21 protein-coding genes are annotated in these 21,117 nt (G+C 46.0%); 4 read left to right on the top strand and 17 right to left on the bottom strand.

All coding sequences use genetic code 11. The annotated features are described in order from the left end of the window. Nucleotides 1–291: 291 nt before the first annotated feature. The 9 genes from HPY28_RS00370 to HPY28_RS00330 all read right to left on the bottom strand — a co-directional run bounded on the left by HPY28_RS00370 (nt 292) and on the right by HPY28_RS00330 (nt 7,466). A complete protein-coding gene (locus tag HPY28_RS00370; RefSeq protein ID WP_017248602.1) occupies nt 292–981 on the bottom strand; it encodes a DUF4241 domain-containing protein in 690 nt (229 codons plus the stop codon). Nucleotides 982–1,061: 80 nt separating this feature from the next. Beyond that, nucleotides 1,062–1,769: a purine-nucleoside phosphorylase gene (deoD, locus tag HPY28_RS00365; RefSeq protein ID WP_017248603.1), complete on the bottom strand. Its 708-nt coding sequence runs from the start codon at nt 1,767–1,769 to the stop codon at nt 1,062–1,064. 183 nt (nt 1,770–1,952) lie between these two features. Beyond that, complete coding sequence (locus tag HPY28_RS00360) at nt 1,953–2,705, bottom strand: glycosyltransferase family A protein (protein WP_017248604.1); 753 nt, start codon at nt 2,703–2,705, stop codon at nt 1,953–1,955. Then, nucleotides 2,665–3,540, bottom strand: coding sequence for a glycosyltransferase (locus HPY28_RS00355; protein ID WP_174224496.1), 876 nt, complete (start codon nt 3,538–3,540; stop codon nt 2,665–2,667). The genes HPY28_RS00360 and HPY28_RS00355 overlap by 41 nt, the downstream gene beginning before the upstream one ends. Before the next feature lie 173 nt (nt 3,541–3,713). Next, nucleotides 3,714–4,934, bottom strand: coding sequence for a D-alanyl-D-alanine carboxypeptidase family protein (locus tag HPY28_RS00350; protein ID WP_174224495.1), 1,221 nt, complete (start codon nt 4,932–4,934; stop codon nt 3,714–3,716). A gap of 71 nt (nt 4,935–5,005) precedes the next feature. Next, entirely contained in the window at nt 5,006–5,821 is an 816-nt protein-coding gene (locus HPY28_RS00345; RefSeq protein WP_017248607.1) for a GTP pyrophosphokinase, read from the bottom strand. A gap of 14 nt (nt 5,822–5,835) precedes the next feature. Continuing rightward, nucleotides 5,836–6,711 (bottom strand): M23 family metallopeptidase, encoded by an 876-nt coding sequence (locus HPY28_RS00340; protein WP_174229838.1) that lies wholly within the window; start codon nt 6,709–6,711, stop codon nt 5,836–5,838. A 104-nt stretch (nt 6,712–6,815) separates the two neighbouring features. Continuing rightward, complete coding sequence (locus HPY28_RS00335) at nt 6,816–7,073, bottom strand: hypothetical protein (protein ID WP_017248609.1); 258 nt, start codon at nt 7,071–7,073, stop codon at nt 6,816–6,818. A 186-nt stretch (nt 7,074–7,259) separates the two neighbouring features. Next, a complete protein-coding gene (locus tag HPY28_RS00330) occupies nt 7,260–7,466 on the bottom strand; it encodes an alpha/beta-type small acid-soluble spore protein (RefSeq protein WP_007729231.1) in 207 nt (68 codons plus the stop codon). A 248-nt stretch (nt 7,467–7,714) separates the two neighbouring features. On the opposite strand from HPY28_RS00330, the gene HPY28_RS00325 reads away from it, so the two are divergent. Next, entirely contained in the window at nt 7,715–8,593 is an 879-nt protein-coding gene (locus HPY28_RS00325) for a 5'-3' exonuclease (RefSeq protein ID WP_017248610.1), read from the top strand. Between the two features lie 60 nt (nt 8,594–8,653). Here HPY28_RS00325 and HPY28_RS00320 read toward each other — a convergent pair whose 3' ends face one another. The 3 genes from HPY28_RS00320 to HPY28_RS00310 form a co-directional block, all read right to left on the bottom strand. After that, complete coding sequence (locus HPY28_RS00320; protein WP_069844930.1) at nt 8,654–8,953, bottom strand: MarR family transcriptional regulator; 300 nt, start codon at nt 8,951–8,953, stop codon at nt 8,654–8,656. A gap of 157 nt (nt 8,954–9,110) precedes the next feature. After that, nucleotides 9,111–10,829: a hypothetical protein gene (locus HPY28_RS00315; protein WP_174229837.1), complete on the bottom strand. Its 1,719-nt coding sequence runs from the start codon at nt 10,827–10,829 to the stop codon at nt 9,111–9,113. Between the two features lie 12 nt (nt 10,830–10,841). Continuing rightward, nucleotides 10,842–12,143 (bottom strand): AAA family ATPase, encoded by a 1,302-nt coding sequence (locus tag HPY28_RS00310; RefSeq protein WP_026043104.1) that lies wholly within the window; start codon nt 12,141–12,143, stop codon nt 10,842–10,844. Between the two features lie 234 nt (nt 12,144–12,377). Here HPY28_RS00310 and HPY28_RS00305 point away from each other — a divergent pair, with 234 nt between their 5' ends. Together HPY28_RS00305 and HPY28_RS00300 are read left to right on the top strand one after the other, a co-directional pair. Continuing rightward, complete coding sequence (locus HPY28_RS00305; protein WP_174229836.1) at nt 12,378–13,772, top strand: hypothetical protein; 1,395 nt, start codon at nt 12,378–12,380, stop codon at nt 13,770–13,772. Nucleotides 13,773–13,926: 154 nt separating this feature from the next. Then, nucleotides 13,927–14,958: a YkvI family membrane protein gene (locus HPY28_RS00300; protein ID WP_174229835.1), complete on the top strand. Its 1,032-nt coding sequence runs from the start codon at nt 13,927–13,929 to the stop codon at nt 14,956–14,958. 178 nt (nt 14,959–15,136) lie between these two features. Here HPY28_RS00300 and HPY28_RS00295 read toward each other — a convergent pair whose 3' ends face one another. Beyond that, nucleotides 15,137–17,083 carry a hypothetical protein gene (locus HPY28_RS00295; protein ID WP_174229834.1) on the bottom strand — a complete coding sequence of 649 codons (1,947 nt, stop codon included), beginning with the start codon at nt 17,081–17,083 and terminating at the stop codon, nt 15,137–15,139. Nucleotides 17,084–17,203: 120 nt separating this feature from the next. On the opposite strand from HPY28_RS00295, the gene HPY28_RS00290 reads away from it, so the two are divergent. Beyond that, nucleotides 17,204–18,436, top strand: a complete 1,233-nt coding sequence (locus tag HPY28_RS00290; protein WP_174229833.1) for a hypothetical protein — start codon at nt 17,204–17,206, stop codon at nt 18,434–18,436. A gap of 121 nt (nt 18,437–18,557) precedes the next feature. On the opposite strand, the gene HPY28_RS00285 is transcribed toward HPY28_RS00290, so the two are convergent. The 4 genes from HPY28_RS00285 to HPY28_RS00270 are packed head-to-tail and all read right to left on the bottom strand — an operon-like array spanning nt 18,558 to nt 21,105. Further along, complete coding sequence (locus HPY28_RS00285; RefSeq protein WP_017248886.1) at nt 18,558–19,493, bottom strand: DUF4261 domain-containing protein; 936 nt, start codon at nt 19,491–19,493, stop codon at nt 18,558–18,560. A gap of 45 nt (nt 19,494–19,538) precedes the next feature. Next, complete coding sequence (locus HPY28_RS00280) at nt 19,539–20,180, bottom strand: hypothetical protein (RefSeq protein ID WP_174229832.1); 642 nt, start codon at nt 20,178–20,180, stop codon at nt 19,539–19,541. A gap of 32 nt (nt 20,181–20,212) precedes the next feature. Next, the gene (locus HPY28_RS00275) at nt 20,213–20,614 is read right to left on the bottom strand and encodes a hypothetical protein (RefSeq protein ID WP_069844923.1); all 402 of its coding nucleotides are present in this window, start codon (nt 20,612–20,614) and stop codon (nt 20,213–20,215) included. 32 nt (nt 20,615–20,646) lie between these two features. Next, nucleotides 20,647–21,105, bottom strand: a complete 459-nt coding sequence (locus HPY28_RS00270) for a DUF2628 domain-containing protein (RefSeq protein ID WP_174224488.1) — start codon at nt 21,103–21,105, stop codon at nt 20,647–20,649. Nucleotides 21,106–21,117 lie beyond the last annotated feature (12 nt).

Raw genomic sequence — 21,117 nt, 5'->3', positions numbered from 1 at the left:
ATTTTAAATAAAAAATACCATTTACATTTATTGTAAATTCATTTATATTATAATTAAGATCACTATAACTAAAAACGCCCGGAGGTCCCCAAATGACCAAAGTAATCCCAAAATCCAAAACGATCACCTCTACACCGAAAAAAAGATCGTACGAAAATACCTTGAATAACCTGGCGCAGTACCTTGAACGAAATAAGAAAAAATAACCAATAAAAAGAGTGCCACTGGAGGCACTCTACTTTGGCGTTTATATGCTTTTCTTCTCTCTTTCTTCCCCGTTTACCCCAACTTCTATTCTTCAGCCGTTCCCATCCAATTTAACAAGTAAAAATCTGTTACCAATCGTGCGATTTGTCCCTCGGCATCGTAACCGATATAGCTCGCGTAGCTGCCGTCTCCCCATCCTGTTGAAAACATAGCGACATTACAGCCTTCCCCTATATTGATCAGACCCCAACTACGCGTGTGTTTATACGTTTGGTCCATTTTCTTCGTTAACGTCTCATAAAACATCTCGTCCTTCTCCATTTCTCGTTCCAAAAGGGCGCAAGCTTCTGCATCCATGAACGAGCCTGTACCCGCATCCACACCGTAACCAAAAAACTCTCCTTCGCCAAGCTGTGACACATCTGACTCTGCCCAAACAGCCATTTTCCAAGACACGACAGGTTTGTCTGAGAAGGCAATCCGTGCCAATGCTACCCGTTCATCTGGCTCGAGAGAATCATCCGTTTGCTCTTCCTTTGACAGGGATTGAACTTGCGCGATAGCGAGCTGTACGGAGAAGCTCCCCTTTGGGAAAACCTCCTCAAACGGTTCCGTCTCAAACATGACAAACGGATCATTCGCCACGATTTTTCCTGTTTTCACCTGAAGCTTGCCCATATCTTGGCGGAATAACCGATATAAATAGCCATCCTGCTCTATCGTATACCCTTCGTCAAATGCCGTTTCAAAAAAGGCAGGGTAATTATGTTTCATGATTCCATCCCCTTTTTCTATCCTCTACATAAAATCCCACTGACGATAGTTTGCCAGTGGGATGTCGTCTGCATGCTAATTTACTTGATCAGAGCTGCGTCCAGCGCCACTTCAATCATTTCATTGAAGGTTGTTTGGCGCTCGTCAGCGGATGTTTCTTCACCCGTCAGGATGTGATCACTTACGGTGAGAATAGACAATGCGTTGCGCTTGTATTTTGCAGCCAAAGTGTACAGCGCGGAAGATTCCATTTCAACAGCAAGCACTTGATAGGATGCCAATTTTTTGTACAAATCTAGGTTCTCGCGATAGAAGCTGTCGCTCGTAAAGATATTGCCCACTTTCACAGACAGATTGCGCTCTGTCGCTGCTTGATACGCTTTGTACAGCAAATCAAAGTTAGCAGTCGGAGCAAAATCAACCTGATTGAGCAGGAGACGATTCGTTTGAGAATCGGAGGATGCAGCCATACCAATAATCACATCACGTACTTTGATGTCTTCCTGTATCGCGCCGCATGTGCCTACGCGGATCAAGTTTTGAACACCATAAGATTGCATGAGTTCATTGACGTAGATCGAGATAGAAGGAACTCCCATGCCCGTTCCTTGTACAGAAACGCGCTTACCTTTGTATGTACCTGTGAAGCCGAGCATGCCACGCACGTTGTTGTAGCACTCTGCTCCTTCGAGGAAAGTTTCAGCAATGTATTGGGCCCGTAGCGGATCGCCCGGCAGTAGGATGGTTTCAGCAATTTGACCTTGCTGTGCTCCAATATGGATACTCATAATCTGTTTGCTCCTTTATCAAGAAAAAATGACCTACTTGCCTATCGTACTACAAAAACCGAACAATGCAAAGTCAAGAGATCAAATGATTCCAGTGACTTAAGATTGCATGTTTGCACGAGACTTTTGAAAATAACGAATAAGCGATACCGACAGATGGCATCGCCTCGACAACGGTTTCATTCATTTAAGGGACATCACGTAATCCATTGCTTCCAAGTGATCTCCCAGGATCGTCTGGTTAACGCTCGGTTTATTCTTTTTTTGTGTCGCTCTTTTTCTCGTAAGCTTTGCTGATGCAATGTAAGGAGATGGCTCGACTCGCAATTGATTGTGCAGAGCAATGGCGTGCGCAACGGCAGGTACGACCAAATGTTGAACGCCGATGATAGAGGCAGCTTGTCGCGTCATGGCAAAAGGTAAATCGTACATCGAGGAAGTTCCTAATTCATGTCGTGAAACTAAGGTATTGAGAAATGTCTTCGCTAGCAAAACGGTATCCGGTTCTATTGATGGTTGTCGAAGTGGTGTTATGGGCTTTCTCAAAGCGATGTCTGCTCCCCGGTAACACGTTCTGACAAAGGACTGCATGTCATTTGCAGCTACAACGTGATCCGCATCGAGAAACAGCCACACATCTCCTGTGGCCTCCTTGGCACCAATTGCTCTCCATACATCATCCCCTAATGGAAATGGGTACACAAACGCTGTGAGTGGACAAGAAGAATACGTGAGTATCTTTTTCACCGATTGATCCAGGCAGCCATCCACAACAAGTACGATTTCCATGGGCCGGAGCTTCTCAATTTGGTTGAGTACTTTTTTAATCGTCCGCTCGTGGTGAACAGAGAGAATGACACTTAACCGATGTAAATTCTGGCATTTTTCTTTGCCATTAATGTGCTCTTCTCTGCGTTTTTTTGTGGGATCTCGCATATTTCGCTTTGCGTTTGCCACCCCATCCACCGCCCTCCTTTACGCGCGATTCCAGATGAAAGACCGAGCGCAAATGCAGAACGTCTGTTGAATGCACCAAGTCGCGGTGTCGTTGTCCATCCTGATCTGCATGTCGGAGCTTCGTTCCACCCGTTAATAACTGGATTGCCTGCGCATGCTCCCGGTAAATCGTACGGATGTCTTTTCGTACGATATCACGAGTGCCGGTTGGTTGTTTTTCCGGAGAAAACGGGGCGATTGTCGTCATTTTGAGCCCCAAGGCTGATGCTTGAACCAAAGCAACTGCCGGATTGCATAAACTCTCGGAACCAATCGCCTCTAGAGCATTCCGGCTCAAGGCAAATGGAATGTTTTCAAAGGAAGCGGAGCCCATTCTTTTTTGACCAAGAAGATGGTTCAACAAGCAATAGGCACTTCTTGGTGAACGCTTTCCTCTTCTTGATAACGAGCGGTCCGAGCATGTCGTGATAATGACATCTGAACCCTTTTTGACTAGCATGACATATTTCTTCAAGTATAAAAGAGGCATGGCGAGGCGTTCGTCGATAAAGAGGACAACATCTCCCCTCGCGTGAGCAGACCCAATCGCTCTTGCCTCATGGCTGTCTACTTCCAAACCGGTTGAAATGACTTGTGCTCCCCATGCATTGGATAGGGTAGTTTCATGGGAGCTCACTCCGTTGCATACGACGATTACTTCCGTGTGTGGATCTATCCTTTTGACAGCAGAAAGCAGCTTTTTCGTATCCCTGGCGCTGTCACTTATTGGGATGATGACGGACACGGCAGGGTGATCATAGATTCGGTTGTCCATCTCACTCCCCCTCACCGGATGAAAAGTTATTACTCTAATGTACGCTCGGTTTCCACGATTGGACACGGCATCTATCCCTCACAACTCAACAAGAGATGACCTACATCACCGTCATTTCGCAAAAAAACAGGACGTGCATATTGCTACGTCCTGTTTTGATTCTCATTTTCGCATTAATAGAATCGCCGTTGAAGACTGCGCTCGCGGATTCGTTTATTCCTCTGTGCACGGGAAAACGTAAACACGATTAAGAAAAGGTTCATTCCTAACCAGACGATCAATACGCTATAGCGGGCCAGTGGATGTGTGTCGCTACTTTCTATATCCCCAAACACAGTAGTAGGAGCTGGAGCAGGCGGATCATGACGAAGCAACGGATAAGAGACGGCTAGCTTGCCAGCCTTAACAGACAGGTTCCCATCTGCTTTTAGCTCTACCAATGGCTCCACACCTTTGGGAACCGTCGCATACAAGTCCTCCTTGGCTGTAAAAGTCACGACCGAGTTGTTGCCAGGAACAGCTACTTCTGAAAAAGAATCCCCTTTTTTGGCAATTGGTTTGGTCTCAAATCCTTGAAAACCAAAGTCCAGTAGTTTTTTCACATCTTTGTATGCATTTGCACTTGTAGAGGCCTTCATCGTGACAGCGATGAGCTCCATTTCTCCACGCTTGGCGGAGCCTACCAGGGTATGCATCGCTTGATCAGTAAAACCGTTCTTGATACCCGTTGCACCTTCATAATCGCGCAGGAGCTTGTTGTGATTCACCAATACCGTTTCCCACGTTTGTCCATGCCAAGGCAACCGCTTCGTACCGACAATTTCCCTGAAAACGGGGTTTTTCATCGCGTACTGCGAAATTTTGGCCATGTCAGCAACAGTCGTGTAATGATTCGGATCATGCAGTCCGTGTGGATTGGTAAAATTCGTTTCGGTGACACCCACTTTTTCTTTCAAATAGGCGTTCAAATCCACTGCAAAACGCTCTGTCGTCTGGCTCATATGCTCAGCAATCGCTGTACCAGCGTCGTTACCTGAATTCATGAGCAGTCCGTACAATAAATTGCGTAGGGAAATCTGTTCTCCCTCTTCCAAATAGACACGTGTACCTTCTTCACGGCGTGCTTTTTTTGAGACAGTGACAGTGTCATCCAGTTTCCCTTTTTCTATCGCGTAAATACCTGTTGCGATTTTTGTAATACTAGCAGGGTACAGCTTCTCATGAGGGTTCTTTTCAAACAAGACTTGTCCCGTTGTAGCATCAATCAGAATGGCTGATTGTCCAGTGAGAGTGTTAGGCTCCAGGCTTGATGACTCCTCGGCAAAAGCGGAAGACATGCCAAGGTTGAACAAAACCATCACCACAACGAGTAGGTTCGTTAGCAAAAAGCGCATGTTAGTCTATATCCTTTCCTACTTTGTCGCGTTTTTTCAGGTTACATTTGGTTTGTAGACAACAAAAGACGTTATTTCAACCGGATCCCCAACAAATCGTGAATCATTTTAAACTTAGGATTGTCCGCAAAAGCCTCTTCGAAGCCACTGACATGTTCTCTGTACAAAGCGGCGGCAGAATCCAAATCCTGCTTGACATACAAGGAAAATATTTCTTCCAATTTTTCTTCCAATGTCGTATCAACTTCTGCCGGTGTGAGAATTTCTTGACGCAAATTGTTCATCAACACGTCGAGCTGATGTGTGATCACAGACGCTTCATGAAGCTGCTCCAAGACATCTGTCGGAATGTTGCCCGCATACTTGTAGCGCAGTTCGTGTTCATTCGTCGCCCAGAAGTTCATGCCCAATGTACGGATTTGGATCTCACAAAAGAGTGTTTTCTTTTCGCTGCCGTGGTAGACCGTATAAGAAACAATCATGTGAATACTTCTGTAGCCGGAATCCTTTGGAGCTGCGATGTAGTCTTTGACATCGTGAATGACGATATCCTCCCGCTCCTGCAACAACTGGAGCACCTCGCGCACGTCGTCTACATAGCGACATACGACTCGAAGGCCCGCGATATCCTGGACTTCCTTGGCGACGTCACTTTGCCAATGATCTCCCAAAAAGTCGATTCCTTTTTCGTTCGCCTTCTTTACTAAACTGTCGACTTTTTTTACTCGTCCGACAACAAATTCAATAGGAGAATAACGGCCGCTTTTTAGAAAGCCGTATTTTATTCCTTTTAGTTTTAACTTTAGCTCTTCAACTGCCTGTTCATACGGCGCCAAGAAATGAACCATGTTGTTGAGCACCTTGCTTGGCACATTTGTGACTCTCATGAAGACACCTCCAATTACTTCCAGAGGAAAGGTGATGCATCAAAAAACGGCTGCGGATTTACATACGTATTACCCACTAACATGCCGTAATGAAGGTGAGGACCTGTAGAAAAACCGGTGCTACCCATTTGTCCAATCACCTGTCCCTGTTTCACTTCTTGCCCTGTCTTGACATCTAGCTTGGACAAGTGAGCATATATGGAAAAAATATTTAACCCGTGATCGATGATGATGGTATTACCTGTTAAGTATAAAGAGTCGGCCAGAACCACTTTCCCATGGTTGCTCGCCCAAATTGGCGTTCCTGTTTTGTTCGCGATGTCGATCGCCGAGTGCCGATTGGCTGGTACACCATTTACTACGCGTTGGTAGCCGAATGGAGTCGTTAATTTTCCGACTGCTGGCTGTTTAAACGGCTCCGAGAAATACGGAATCGCTCTCGAGTTTGATCTGGCTGCATTGATCTTTTTTTGATCAGCATTGATTAGATTCGTATCCTGTCGCATTTTGTTGAGCTGTTTACTTACCGTAAGCTTGTCTACTTCAAATTTTTTCGGTGCGATTGTCACTGATACGGAAAGCTTTTTGTCAGCAGATGTAACTTTATAGGTGCCCGCTTTCGTGTTAAAAGGAATCGGGATAAACCGGGCATACTCATCCTGTGTCTTTTGCAAACGATAGTTCTGAGAGAATACCGTTACGGTTTGTGGCTCTTTACTGCGTACAAAAATAACGTCCCCAGGATATGTCTTGGCTGGTGTTACGCTGATCGCTGGTTGTTGTTTCGTTGTATGGGCGTAAACCCCTTCTGCTGTCTGGCTGAATATGCTTGTCCCAGAGACGAGCGTCAATGCTGTGACCAACATGAGACTAACCATTGATTTGAACATAGACATGCTCCCTCCCATTTTCTAGTATAACAAAACACACCCCGAAATGAAAAAGAAAAAGAAGGCTAATGAGCTAGCCTTCTCCAATCATACCAAATGTAATCTTATTGTTTCTTCGAATAATCCGACATCATTTCCATGATGGATTGCACGCCTGTCAGCATTTCGCTTGCACGTTTGGTTTTTTGCGAGATGCCTTCAAAATCAAGCATCCCTTTTTTTCGATCGTTCCATCTTTTAAACAATTCTTCCGCCATATCGGGGTTGGTTTTGACCGCTCTAATCCGCATGGAATCTTCGAGAACCCACGCTTCAAATTCGGGATGCTTTTTTAAAAGCTGCTTTACTTCTTTTTTCTTCATAGCCGGACGTCGCTCCTTTCCACTGGACAAACGAGGATAGTTAACTGTTCGTTACACCATATGACTAGTCCGCGATTGTGCTTGTGTGTTTGCACCACCCAGGAAAGAAAAGGGCTTTTCATGGTAAACATAGAAAGGCCCCTAAAAAGGGACCTCTCTTCATCCAGCTATTTACTTGTCAGTACGTTAAACTTGGCGACCTGCCATTTGTTGCTCAGCGAAGCTCACCAGACGCTTGGTAATTTCGCCACCAACAGAACCGTTTTGACGAGAAGTAGTGTCTGGTCCGAGATTTACACCGAATTCAGATGCAATCTCATACTTCAGTTGATCCAAAGCTTGGTTCGCTTGAGGAACTACCAGATTGTTGGTTCCACCTTGGTTGTTAGCCATGATTGATTCCTCCCGACGCGTTTTTTCTCCCGGGACGGAGTTGAACCGTCAGCGTTTTGCTTCTCGCCTTGAGACCGGAAGTTGATTTCAAGAGGTGGTGTTGACCTCTTGTGGTACTATCATCCCACCGTAATAAAAGTACATGCACGTTTTCTCACGATATTTCAGTTGTAAAATCTGACAAGGTTGTCCCGCTCCTTTATGCTATAATGGTGCGTATAGTTTGGTAGTGAGAGGGGCAAGGTTTTGTGAGTGATTCAGGAAAAGTACTGCTCATCGATGGCATGAGCTTTTTATTTCGCGCCTTTTATGGTTCTGCTTGGGGTGGAGCCTATCGCCAGACTTCAACAGGTGTGTACACAAATGCGGTTTATGGATTTACAAAAATGATGCTCGATTACGCAGAGTTGACGCGCCCTACTCATCTTGTAGTGGGCTGGGATGTCGCTTCGCGCGAGTCATTGGTTCGCAGTCAATGGTATGACGGCTATAAATCAAATCGCCAAGCGGCACCGGATGAGCTCATTCCTCAATTCGATTTGGTGAAAGAAGTAACGGATGCGTTCTCGGTTCCAAACTTAGGTTGCCCAGGCTATGAAGGCGATGATGTATTGGGTACGCTCTCCACACGTCTTTCCGAAGAAGGACACGAGGTCATCATTGCGACGGGTGATTACGATAGCTTGCAGCTCATATCTGAGCGAGTTAGTGTAAAAATCCTGAAAAATGGTGGCAAACACGAGCATTATAATCCAGCGAGCCTCTTGGCATTGCGTGGCATTTCACCTGAACAGGTCGTTGATGTCAAAGCTTTAATGGGAGATGCATCTGACTGTATTCCAGGCTGCCCAGGTATCGGCGAGAAAACAGCGACAAAGTTGATTACCGAGCATGGTGATCTGGACAACTTATATGTAAATCTGGCAAATTGTACGCCGAAAATGCGCAGCAAGCTGGAAGAGAATCGCGATCAGGTGTACTTGAGCAGAAAGCTGGCTACGATTATCCGGGATGTTCCGGTGGAGTATGCGCTGGAGGATGCCGTGTGGGAATACGATCGTCAAGTCGTTCAGAGCAAATTCGACGAGCTTGAATTCGGACGTACGATGGCAGCGAGAGTCGGCTAATTGGGGTCATGATCATCGGCTGAGAAGAAGCGGTCTATCCACTTTTTTCAGCCGATTCCTTTATGCACTGCATAATCGCTCCGTCAGTGAAACCCACACGATTCGGCGATCCGTTTGGTCTCGGAATCTTCGTACCAAATTTTCCTCCTCCAGCCTACTAATTAAGCCTGAAGTTGTGCTGTTTGACAAATCAACAGCCTTGCTAATGTCCCCCATCGTTTTTGGCCCATTTCCAAGAATTTCGAGAATCAATACTTGTTGCCAATTGATTTCATTTGTCTCTAGCTCTTTTTGTGCAATATTTGAAAACAAGACATTGGCTCCCCGTATAAGCTTGGCCAGCTTGATCAGTTCCTTCATAGTGCCCTCCTTTTCCCCTTTCCTATTGTTAGCTACGCTCAGCATAGGCGAAATTATTAAAGAAAAAAGGAGGTAAGAGATAAAATTTTTCTTAAGCTTCCCTAAAAAAATCCCGTCCCATGAGAGGAGACGAGATTTGGAAGTGACGTCGAATCACTTATTTGGCTGTTTGAAATACATCTAGGAGTAGTCCCGTGTTCTCTTCCCCATCCGCTTCCCAGCTCGTCGCAAATTTGACACGGTGAGAAACGCCCAGCAAATCATACGCTTGTACGAGATGCTGCCTTGCAGAACCCACAATCAAGCTGTGCAAGCGAACTTGTTTCTGCTGGCCTAAAGAGATGAGCTTTTCTTGGACATAAGGAGAAATGCCTCCAATTCCATCTGTTACCATGACAAAATCTGCTCCACGCCACGCCTGTTCCTTTTCAACCAGCTCGATGGCTCGCTTCATCGGGGCGTCAAAGTGAGTTCCACCGCCAAACGCCATTTGCGCCAAGCCGTAGAAGGCAGGCCAATCAGGTTTTTTGTGATAAAGCGGTTGCTCTTTGATCTCGCCTTTTGCCCCGAACAAGAGGAGGATAAAATCACGCTTTTCCAGCATCGAAAGGGCGGCAAACGTCATGAGGAAGATTTGCGCAAGCCGCAGCTTACTTCCTCGCATCGAATGGGATGTGTCTAGCATACAGATTACCGGACCTTTTGGCGGTTCTTCCACCCATCCCGAGGTATCGTAGGTCATGAGCTTTTGCTCCAGCCATTTGAGCATGAAGTAATTCTCGAAGTCCGGATCAGCAAGAAGCACGGCTTCACCAGGCAGCATGTGTGCAATATCGCCAGATTGCCGCAAATCATAGTATTCCTCAGGAAAATGTCTGGCGCGAATTTCTTTGCGCTTCACACGAAAGCGATGAACTTGCCTTCCTACCTCGTTCAGAAAAGCAACCAGGTCAGGATGTCTCTTCAATTTCTCAATCCATTTCAAATACTGCTCAAAGCTTTGCCTGCGCAGCTTGCCTAGCTCATGACCCCAGCTTCGGTTGGCAAAACGCTGACTGGCCGTAAATACCTCTTCAACAAAAAGCGTATCGAGTTCTTCAGCGGATAGCGTCGCCTTTAACGATTGCTCCAGCCATTGTCCCAGCTCTTTTTCAAAAGCGGCAATCGCTTCCTTCTCTTGCTTTTGGAGTCGTTCCAGCTGCTTTTCCCTCTGAGCGAGGTCACTCTCCAGTTTTTTCACCTTTTGCAGAAGCTTGGTCCGTTTCGTGAACTGGACTTTCATTTCTTCTTGCAGCTCAGTAATGCGATTTTGCAACGACAATACCTCTGCCCGCACTAACGGCTTGGTGTCCATGGCCTCTTGCTTGTCTTCCACGACCCGCTTCCCCTGTTGAAGCGTATAACCAACTAACTCGAGCTTGGTCTTTTGTTTTTCTGTCAGTAGCTCGGAAAGCTGTGCTTGTTGACTTCCTTCCTGACCTTGCTGGTCTTTTAAGCCAGTCAAGAGCGGAGAGGACCGCTGATCCTTCTCCCGCTGCTTCACTTCCTCGGAAAACGTCTCTGTCAGCCACAACAAGGCCTTGATTGCGGTTTTGAACGACGCACTTTCCTGCCCGGCTGTACGAGGATGAATCATGCGTGTAAAATACTGCTTCATGAGCGTACGAGTCATCCAATGATGAAAAGGAGTGGATTCTTGCGTCAGATCGATCTCCGGCTTTTCCAAATAAAAGACGAGGAAAAAATCGGCCAAGAGCTCCAAATCAAACCATGCTGCTCGTGTTCGCGCCTCATGAACCCATTCCTGAGCAGTGCGCGAAGAGGCGAGGTATGTTTCAAATACATAGCGATCAACACCACTAGTGCGAATGATCATACGAACTACCCCCTACAACGTAAAATCATAATCCGCCCCAGGGATTTCCTTGTCAAAAATCGTCCGATACGTGCGCTGTAGCTGCTGCAAAATCCGTTCGCCTTCAATTCGCAGGTACGAATATTTGACCGCGTATTTTTCTACATGCGGAATCAAGCGGTTTTTTTCCAGAACATAGGCATGCAAATCGTGTTCCCGCTTCTCCCACTGAATGAGACGATTACGCAAATCTCGCGACGTCTCTTCCACCTCATCGCGACTCTCCTCCAACAAACGGACATTGCGCTCCATCGCTTCCTTGCCCAGCTTTGCGCCCACTTCCTTTTTAAACTGGAACGCATGCAGCTCCGATTCTTTTTCCTTCCATTTATCTGCAATTTGTCCGAAGCGTTGGAGTGGCAATTCGTTCTCCATATCATTCTTCAGCATTTCCGTAAATTGTTGTTCAAACGCTTCTTGCATGACCGTCAAGTCCTCAGGAACATTCCACAGCATATGCGGAGTGAAAACGGTGTCCCAGATTGTCACCTGCTCGCGTCCATGCAAAGCGGCAGAAGTACGCCATACATGCGCGATTTTGCTCCAGCGACGGTCGGAGAGCACATACTCTTTTGCTTCCAGGTCTTGTTTTAGACGGTACAAGAAATAAATGATGGTTTCTGGAATGACCACTTGCTTCGCTGTCGCTTGAATATCCTTCACGTCATACAGAGAGAACACAACCGGAAGAGGCGTCGTTGGCAATGAAAACATGCGCTCATAGCTTGCAGCATGCTTCAAATAGTGAACCTCATAGCGGAACAGGAAGCGGTCATACAGAGCGGTCAATTGATCATCGTCATCGGGAAGTTCATTCGAGGCAGCGATTAAGAACTGCAACGGAACCTCCTCTTTTTCTCTGCCGTTGAAATAAATTCGTTCGTTCAATATAGAAAGCAGCGCATTCAAAATCGCGCTGTTCGCTTTGAAAATTTCGTCCAAAAACGCAAACTGAGCGTTAGGCAAATAGCCTGCTGTTTTTCGTACGTATTGATCCAGTTTCAATTGTTGAAGAGAGACTGGACCGAATATCTCATCGGGCGTCGTAAAACGGGTAAGTAAATACTCAAACCAATGTTCCGATCCAAAAAGCTGAGAGACAGACCGTGCTAGTTGAGACTTCGCAGTTCCCGGCGGACCGATTAACAAAGCATTTTCCCCGCTCATGATGCCGAGCATTAAAAGGCGAATCAATTCACTTCTTTCCAGGAAACGGCGCTCCAAAAGCTCAATTGCCTGGTCCATTTTACGTTGGATGGGTGTAGTCGAATTCATCGTAGATGGCTGCACGACGAACTGGTTAAGGACGTCGATGTGCCGATCCCCCTCTCTTGCTTGGAACCCAAATATTCGTCATTCATTAATAGTGGCATATCATGGACAAAAATGCCAGTTTCTCCGTTGATACACTTGTCCGCTCTAGGATGTGCGTTCACCCATGGCCTATTTTTCGCATATGTTGTGACATCAAGGTACTTTCATCGGAGTAACGAAAAAGGAGGGTGCGACATGGGAATCGAGCTTTTGTGGATACATGGTGTGTACGTCTTGTTTGTGATCGGCATTATTCTCGTCATGGTTTTGCGAAAAGATACGAGTCTGATTAGTATCGTGGGCATAGCGATCCTCGGTTTCGTCGCGACAGGGTCTGTGACAACAGCCGTCGGTGGAATATTCGGCAGCTTCATCTATGCGATTACCGAGCTATTGCCGACGATTTTAGTTATCTGTATCATCGTTGCCATGAGTCACGTTTTGACCGATACGGGCGTAAATGAAACGATGATTCGACCGATGACCCATTTGGTTCGAAATCCTACATTGGCTTATTGGGTGATCGGGATCGTCATGATGGTCATTTCCTGGTTTTTCTGGCCTTCTCCAGCTGTCGCACTGATCGGTGCTGTCATGTTGCCCGTGGCATTGCGAGCTGGCTTGCCTGCGATGGGTGTCGCCGTTTCGATGAACTTGTTTGGACACGGGATTGCACTATCCGGCGATTTTATTATTCAAGGGGCTCCTACTTTAACGTCCAAAGCCGCAGGAATTCCAGTCTCGGACGTGATTACGGCCAGTGTGCCTCTCGTTTTCATTATGGGTGTTGTGACAACTGCAATCGCATTCTGGTATTTGAAAAAGGACATGAAGCTCGGCGTGCTTGCGTCTCCCAAAGAGACAGTCGTATCCGATGATGTTTTTACTTCCGTACGAGTCCCTTTGTCAGATGGCGTGCGTCGTACGTTGGCTGGACTTGTGCCGATATTATTTATCCTTGATGTCGTGGCCATGTTTGCTTTTGATTTACGCGGAGGCGATGCAACGGCGCTTATAGGCGGAACCGCCTTGCTCATTCTCATCATCGCAACGATGCTCGCACACAAGCAAAGTGGTCTCGAGCAGGTAACCACACATCTCATTCAAGGCTTTCAGTTCGGCTTTAAAGTATTTGGTCCGGTCATCCCGATTGCTGCCTTCTTTTATATGGGCGACAGTGGGTTTATCAAGGTGTTTGGGGAGGTCCTGCCGCAGGGTTCACATGGAATCGTGAATGACCTCGGCGTGGCGCTTGCACATACGATTCCGATTAACAAGGAAGTAGCTGCTCTTACTGTATCCGCAGTAGGTGTCATTACAGGGCTGGATGGCTCAGGCTTCTCCGGGATTACACTAGCTGGCTCTTTGGCTCAGCTGTTCGCAACTGCTTTGGGTGCCGGTGCGGCTACGTTAACAGCGCTAGGACAAATTGCCGCCATCTGGGTCGGCGGTGGAACGATCATTCCTTGGGCATTGATTCCGGCTGCGGCGATTTGTGGCGTAGACCCTTTTGAGCTGGCGAGACGAAATCTGTATCCCGTGGCGATCGGACTTTTGGTGACGACAATCGTGGCCATGTTTCTTCTGTAAAATGTCAGTTTCTAAACGAAAAAGCGAATGGTCACGTGCCATTCGCTTTTTTCCTTGGTTGGGTGTGAGATAGACAAGTTTTCTCATTCTGTTTTTCTCCGAAACTCATACACTTGTACTAGCATCTATTTGGATGGGAAAGGAAAAAACCAGTATGAAGTTGTGGGGAAAAAGTATCCAGGTCGCAGCAACGTACATTGGAACCGTCGTAGGCGCCGGGTTTGCGAGCGGTCAAGAAATTCTCGCGTTTTTCACCGCCTACGGCCATGCCGGAACAATCGGCATCCTGCTCGCCACATCTCTTTTTGTTTGGCTGGGCTACAAGATGATGCTAATCGCTCATCAATTGCGCACACCCTCCTATGAATCCTTTAATCAAAAACTGTTTGGACCGATGATCGGTCGTGCGATGAATATTTTGGTCTTTCTCACCCTTTTTGGCGTAACGACTGTCATGTTGGCAGGAGCGGGATCGGTCTTAGAGGAGCAGTTTGACATTCCGTATTTGATCGGGACCACAGCCACCGTTTTGTTCGCTCTGTTGCTTCTGCGAAAAGGGTTGGAGCAACTACTCGTCGTGAATGCGATTGTTGTTCCGTCCATGTTATTATTCGCTCTTCTCATTTTGCTGGATGGCACCGCAGAATCTCCCATGCCTCTTTCAACCCCATCCGATTACTCCTTCTTATGGAAAACAGTCTTATACGTGTCCTTTAATTTGGCCATGGCCCAATCCGTTCTCATCCCGATCGGCTATGCGATCCGCGACAGGGTCGTTTTGTTTCGGGCAGCCGTCATTGGCGGGGTCGTGCTTGGATTCATGCTCCTCGTCGTCCATACGGCTATGTTGGCCAACTGGGACGATGTCCGTCTCATGAATATCCCCATTCTTTTTGTAACGGACCAATGGAACGAGTGGCTCCAGCTGTTCTTTGTTTTCGTACTCTATTCCGAGATTTTTACCACACTGATTTCGAACGTGTTCGGGATTGGTCAGCAGTTGCGTGAATTATTGGACGTTCCGGAATCACGGCTTTACTTGTATTTATTCTCTGCTTCTTTCGTATTGTGCCTAATTGGGTACAGTCAGTTGCTCATGTTTTTGTATCCGCTGTTTGGGTATTTGGGGTTGTCTACGCTTTGTCGGATTTCGGTTCCAGGGAATGTACTCAGAAAGCGGTTTTGATTGGAAAACGATGAACATTCCCGATACCGGATTCATTTCCATATCGTTCGGATTTAAGGTGATCGAAAGGTCTGCACAAAAGTATTACCCCCGTAATTTTTTTAACAAACAACAAAGAACCTCATTAAAAACCGAACAAATATTGAAATAGTCAATATAAATTTCGCGTTTTCTTATCTCAATCTTTTTGCTTTCGCAGTACTTCCGCGTACTTTTCGATGGATTCCTGTTCCATGAGCCGAATCAAATTCATCGTCTTCCTTTCCCATTTCTCGATTTGTTCCTCTTCATAAAGTATTTCAATAAATGGTTCGTACAAGCACGGGCTTTTGGTTGCGACAGGATGTTTTCGGTCCACTAAATGAGCCCACCCTAGATATCGCTGGCAAATCAAGTATGCGACGGCGCCTTCATCAGTCTGTAGGAGCAGGTAGTCATGGGATAGCTTTGCCAGAATGCGTTCTGTATGATCAGAAGCCAAAGGTGATTCAGAAAGATCTTTTCCTAGACGGCTCTCTAAATGAGTGAATGCAGCTTTCAACGTTTCGTCATTTCTTTTTGCCATACCAAAGCCTCGCTCCACCGTATTCCCGATTTTCTTATCCCATTTCACGCGTTTGATTTGATCAATGGCATACTCTACATTCCGATTTTTCCAGGCTTCAGCTGTTCTGTGATACACATCGAATGGATCTTTACCAGCCCTCGCCTGCCAACTTGAGGGATGAAAGGCGCTGCCACCAACCTCAATAAGTCCATGATCTACACGTATACTTCCTTCGAGTGCATATAGTAAAAGCATAGGTTCATAGATTCGATAGATGTGAGCAGCGATCTCATTCCCTTCTTTGGCACAAGTCATATAGTACAGCGTTAACTTACTAACGGTTTGTGCATGGTTACCCCTCATTCTTGTCACGACTGTATTTTTCTCATCGATATCAAGCTCAGCCGGTACACCTGCTGCACGATAGGGATGAAAGTACAATGGATGCACGTTCATTGGATGAGCTTCGATGAATACGTGGATCCTTCGCAAATATTCATGGAACAGTAAATGATCCACGTTGTTCTCAGCTGAAGTACTTCTATGATGATGGTGATTTGCCAAGCTGGCTATATACGTGATCAGCTTTAGAATCCGTTCATCTCCATTGCACAAAGCAAACTCCAGCAGACTTTGATCAAAATCTTCGATAGGTAGTACAAGCCCAGGAAATTTCAATAAAAAGTCTTCGATTGGTCGCTCTCTTTCGTAGGTTTTCTGCCCCGTGACATACAAATAGATGTCTTTCGCTTCCTTTACCTGGGGAACGGTGATCCTGGAATAATCACAGGTTCTGTATAAACGAGATTGAAAATGAAACATTTCCATCGTATTCTTGACTTCGGCACATTCACGATCATATTGGTAGGAGCAATCAAACGGAAACCCACGCAGAATGGAATAACTGCTAAGACCGAGCTGCGTAAGATCAGCGACTTCCATCGCATACGCCACCGCATATATTCCACTTCCATTTCGAACATGAACATATAACCGGCCATCATGGCTCTTCCACCACTTTTGATATCCCTGACTCGCCTGCTCAATAAGAATAGGTTTCTGTTCTATACTTGAGAGCCAATGCGCAACGTCTGACTGTTCTATCCATTTTACTATCCATTGTTTTTTCTCTCGTAGCAGGCTGTATTTGACACTTTCACTCTCTAACAGTTCCTCGATATTTTCGGCAATTACTTGAAATTTAGTATAGTGTAGCGTATACAATCTGCCGTCCTCATCTATATAACCAGCCTTACTCAACCGATCATCCATCACATGAAAACAAGCTACCACCATTTGTCCTTCATAATTTAAAACCGCTGGTAATCTGCATTCCTCACCATCTCGATGAGCAAAATCCCCCCATATATCTATGCAAAAACTATTGTCGATCTCACCCCCAAATGAATAGCTCAATCCCCCGTACTTTTCCTGCACATCCAACAAAGCGTTAAAGGCTGGAATTCCATGCTGTTGGAGGATTTTTTTTACTTGCTCTCTGTCCGTAATGGTTTCCCTTCTTGTACATTGCCGAATAAAAGCCTTCGCTGTTTCTGACAATTTGTCACCGTCAGGCATATTCGTAGCCTCCTTTCGAGATTTTGGATTTCATTTTTACACGAATGGTAACATTTGTCACAGTTGAAACGTCATAGATTACGGCCCAACTCATCAACCTACTAGAAAGGAATTCCTATCGTGAAATTTTCTACCCTATTAAAAACCATGCTCGTTCTGCTCCTCACCTTCTTCTCTACTTCGCCAATCAAGGCTGAAGAGCAGGAAGACCCATTAAATCCACCGCAATTACCAGTTGTGTATCAAAACCTGCAAATCCCGTCTCATTTGACAGAGCCATTCTTTCTTTTCACGAAGCAACCACTTTACAAGCACGATTCACCTCCAAAGGCTTACACCATGTCATTGGTTTCACCGTCTGGAAAAGTAATAAAAAGCAATTATCTCGCTTATAAAAGTGAAGTGTACCCGCTCCGAAATGGGTACGGTTATTTTTATAATGGCAGCTTTTTTAAGCATGTGGAATATTTGGTCTACGATAAGCAGGGCAACGTTTCACCGATGGGTACCTGTTGCGATGTTGCTTTCAAGCAAATACATGGGGAATGGTTTACGGGCACGGACTATCCGGGAAACCTGCCGTATCTGTACAATGCCAAAACAGGGAAAATTACCAAGAAGTTTTCGGACGCGGATCATCCATTCTACTTAGCCGAACCGACTACGAAAACGTTTGATCCGTATTACTTGCCCTATGGTGAAATGGTAAAAGACGCAAAAGGGGACGAATACTACAAGATGGGCATGCGAACTATTCACGGAAAAATACTGAGCAAGCCATTTTTCGATGAATATTTCGGGTATGGTGAAGGCTGGCATCGAGTGAAAATAAATGGCCAGACACATTTTATCAGCAACGAAGGCAAAATTATGCTGAAGCCGTCTCGTAACTATAAAGTCGAATCGAATATGCACAGTGGAGCATTCATTGTCTCAGGCAAGCTGGGGAACGAAGAATTTTATGTGCTGATGAATAAAAAAGGACTCATTGTTTCCAAAAAGTATGCGTTTATCCACCCAACACCCGATGGTCACTTTCTGGCTGTGACGAAAACCAACAAGCAATATACCTTTGCCGAAATAAATGCAGCAGATAAAGTCGTCTCCCCTCAACAATATGTGCTAAATAAGCCAGAACAAATGAAAGAGCTCAAGCAGACGGGACAATTGTTTCATACTGATTCCCAGATCATTGCGAACACAGCTAACAATCAAAGCTTCAACTTTCCACATCAATTGCTGATCACCCCTACGAATGAGACCGTTGCCATCGAGTACACCATCTCGGGGACCAAAAAGATTGGCGTGTATACGCATGACGGCAAGCTGATCTATGAGGAGATTATCAAATAAGTAGGTACAGTGAGCCTGGCTTCTCTTAAATTCTCATACTAACAAATAAAAGCACGACAATGCCCTGAAACAGGGGGATGGTCGTGCTTTTTCCTATTAAGTTCCTTGTACTACCAAGTGATTATTCCAATCCAGCAGGCTTTTCCCTACCATCCAACGGATACCACCGAAGCACATCACGCGGTGGGCTTGCCAACCCTTCCTCCAGCAAGACACACTTCCAAATTTCTTCACCCGGCCCATCGGTTGTATCTCCGTCATTGATAACAGGACCATTCTCATATACATAGTTCGATATATTCCGCAGGAAACTCGCGACCTCATTCGGATCGTAGGCATCCCCATTAAATACCGCCTCATGATCGATCGCATCCAACTGCTGCATGCCGACGGTATCCATCAAGAGCCATCCTTCTGGAAGATTGAACAACCGGACATTGGACCACAGCTCCAGCGGAAGGAGCTGTATTTGCTCATAGCGTAGATTCAGCTCTTGCATCAGCTCGCCAGACGCGAGGCACTCCCCATTCGGATTAAAAAAGCAAAGGGCTTCTGGCATTTTCATCAGCGACTCAGCAATGGCAGTGACAGTCATCAACTCCGGGAGCGCTTCATAATCCGCAGGCAGTACAGGAGCCTGATCGTTCGACTCTCCCAACACGAAAGAAGAACGAATACGGAGAAACGCTTTGTGCTCGGATGCAGCTTGCCGCCCTTCAGGATATCCCCACGACTGCTGAGCTGCCCGCTCCAGGCTATTCGAGAATGTAAACGGTCCGAAAAAGCCCATCGACCAAGCGCCAAACAGCATCGTATCTTCTGCCGGGTCTCCCATACTATCCGGCCAAGGCTTATCGACGACGTCGACCTGAATATATCCGTTTACTTCTGGACGATACGGAATAAGCAAGCTAGGGCCGCTGAACACCCATTGGTCGAACGTTTCCATGATGTTGGCAATTTCAAATTGATCCTTGAGCATGTCTGCTATTTTGTGAATCGGAACCGCCGTTGACAGCAAGACGGCAACCCCTTGAGAATACATACCTTTTGGCATATCGTCATCTTCTTTCCATTGTATTTTTATCAGTCATGGCGTACTTTACGTAACTGTAAATCCAATCGCTTGAAGCTCCTTCATCGCGAGTTCCAGATCAACTTCCGGATTCAGCTCCGTAATCATTTCTTCGGTAATGGCAGTATTTGAAAACGTGTAACCAACTACATCAAGCGAAACCTTCACCTCGTAGTAAGCCTCTGCCCACTCTACATAGTCTTCTGGAATATCATATATCATCCCAAGTAAAAAATCTGATCCGTCATCCAGCCCTTGCGGATTATGTACGTCTCCCGTTTTCCACACGTGATCAGTAGATTCTCGCCATAAGCAAAACGTAACATCCTCTTTGGTAAGCGCTTCGTCATCGAGTCGATGAAGCAAAGCGGGAGGGACTTGCTCATAGATGCCAGGCCAAACCTCGTATTCTTCCCTGGCATGAGGACTCATTTCCGATTCATGATCAAACCCTTTTACAATAACGCCCTCGGGGGTGAACAGGATGTAAAGATCGTCGCCTGCTCCGTTGTTAATGCTCGCGAATGCTGTGTTTTCATCCCATTGTGGATCGAACTGATATCTGCGCAGCCATTCCTCTTGACACATTAGAATATCCAGAGCACTCAAGACGAGCATGCGCTGTTTTAATACTTCAGGTTGTAGGAAAGTATTTGGCCAACTTTTCATTTGCATCCACCTTTACGATTTAGATACTCCCCCTAATCCCAATCCAAAAAACCTTCCACGGACAACTTTTCCTCCCCGCATTCGGGACAAGTCGGCGAATACCCGTGATCCAGCTCCTTGTCAATCGGTATAGATGGCATTTTCTCTGAACACCGTGGACAATCATAGCTTTGTAAATACGAATCAGTGTCCGACTGCAAGTGCAAATAGTGGGCATTTAGCAGGTATTTGCATTTTTCGCAAACATATAGACCATGGAAGCAGTTATACTTTGTACGATCGTCCTTCATAAATTCTCGGATTCGCTCCTTGCCAGCTGGATCCTCGAACCATTCTTCGATTTCGCTCAAATAACCATATCTGAATCCAACGCCCATGTACACATTTTGGTTGTATGAGCAACGTTCACAATGCAGCTTATAAGCTACACCCATGCTATCTCCCTCCCCATGTGAGAAAATTCTCTTCACGATGTGAGTAGTACATCTAGCAGACTAAAGCCAATATTGACCAACACAACCACAACTACACCGCGAACACTAACGCCACCAAGCTTTCGTGTATCTTCTATATCAAGCATGGCGTTTTTACTGTGCGCTTTTTTTATTTTCCGAACAGCCGACACATAGTATAAAAAATTGCTGGTTAGTCCAAATATCGCTCGTTGAAATAATGCAAAGAGTATGTACACTTCATTAAAGGTAGCATCATCGAGTGCCATTGCACCTAAGGCAAAACCCACAAAGAGGTTCACCAAATAAATAACGGTCGCCCATCCATACATCTTCCGATAGGCAAACCATGCTACGCCAAAAAGTGCTGCTCCCCAATTCCATGAGAGTCCTTTCGCCCGCCAAGCCTCCAGATAGTACTTATGATGGTGGACATAGGCGGACAAGAAATTCAAGGTAAGATGTGTCTCCAAGCTTTCTCCTCC

It is taken from the genome of Brevibacillus sp. HB1.2 (assembly GCF_013332495.1).
GTDB lineage: Bacteria > Bacillota > Bacilli > Brevibacillales > Brevibacillaceae > Brevibacillus > Brevibacillus porteri.
The sequence above is the reverse complement of the archived record's forward strand: the minus strand, read 5'-3'. Positions and strand labels throughout refer to the sequence as shown.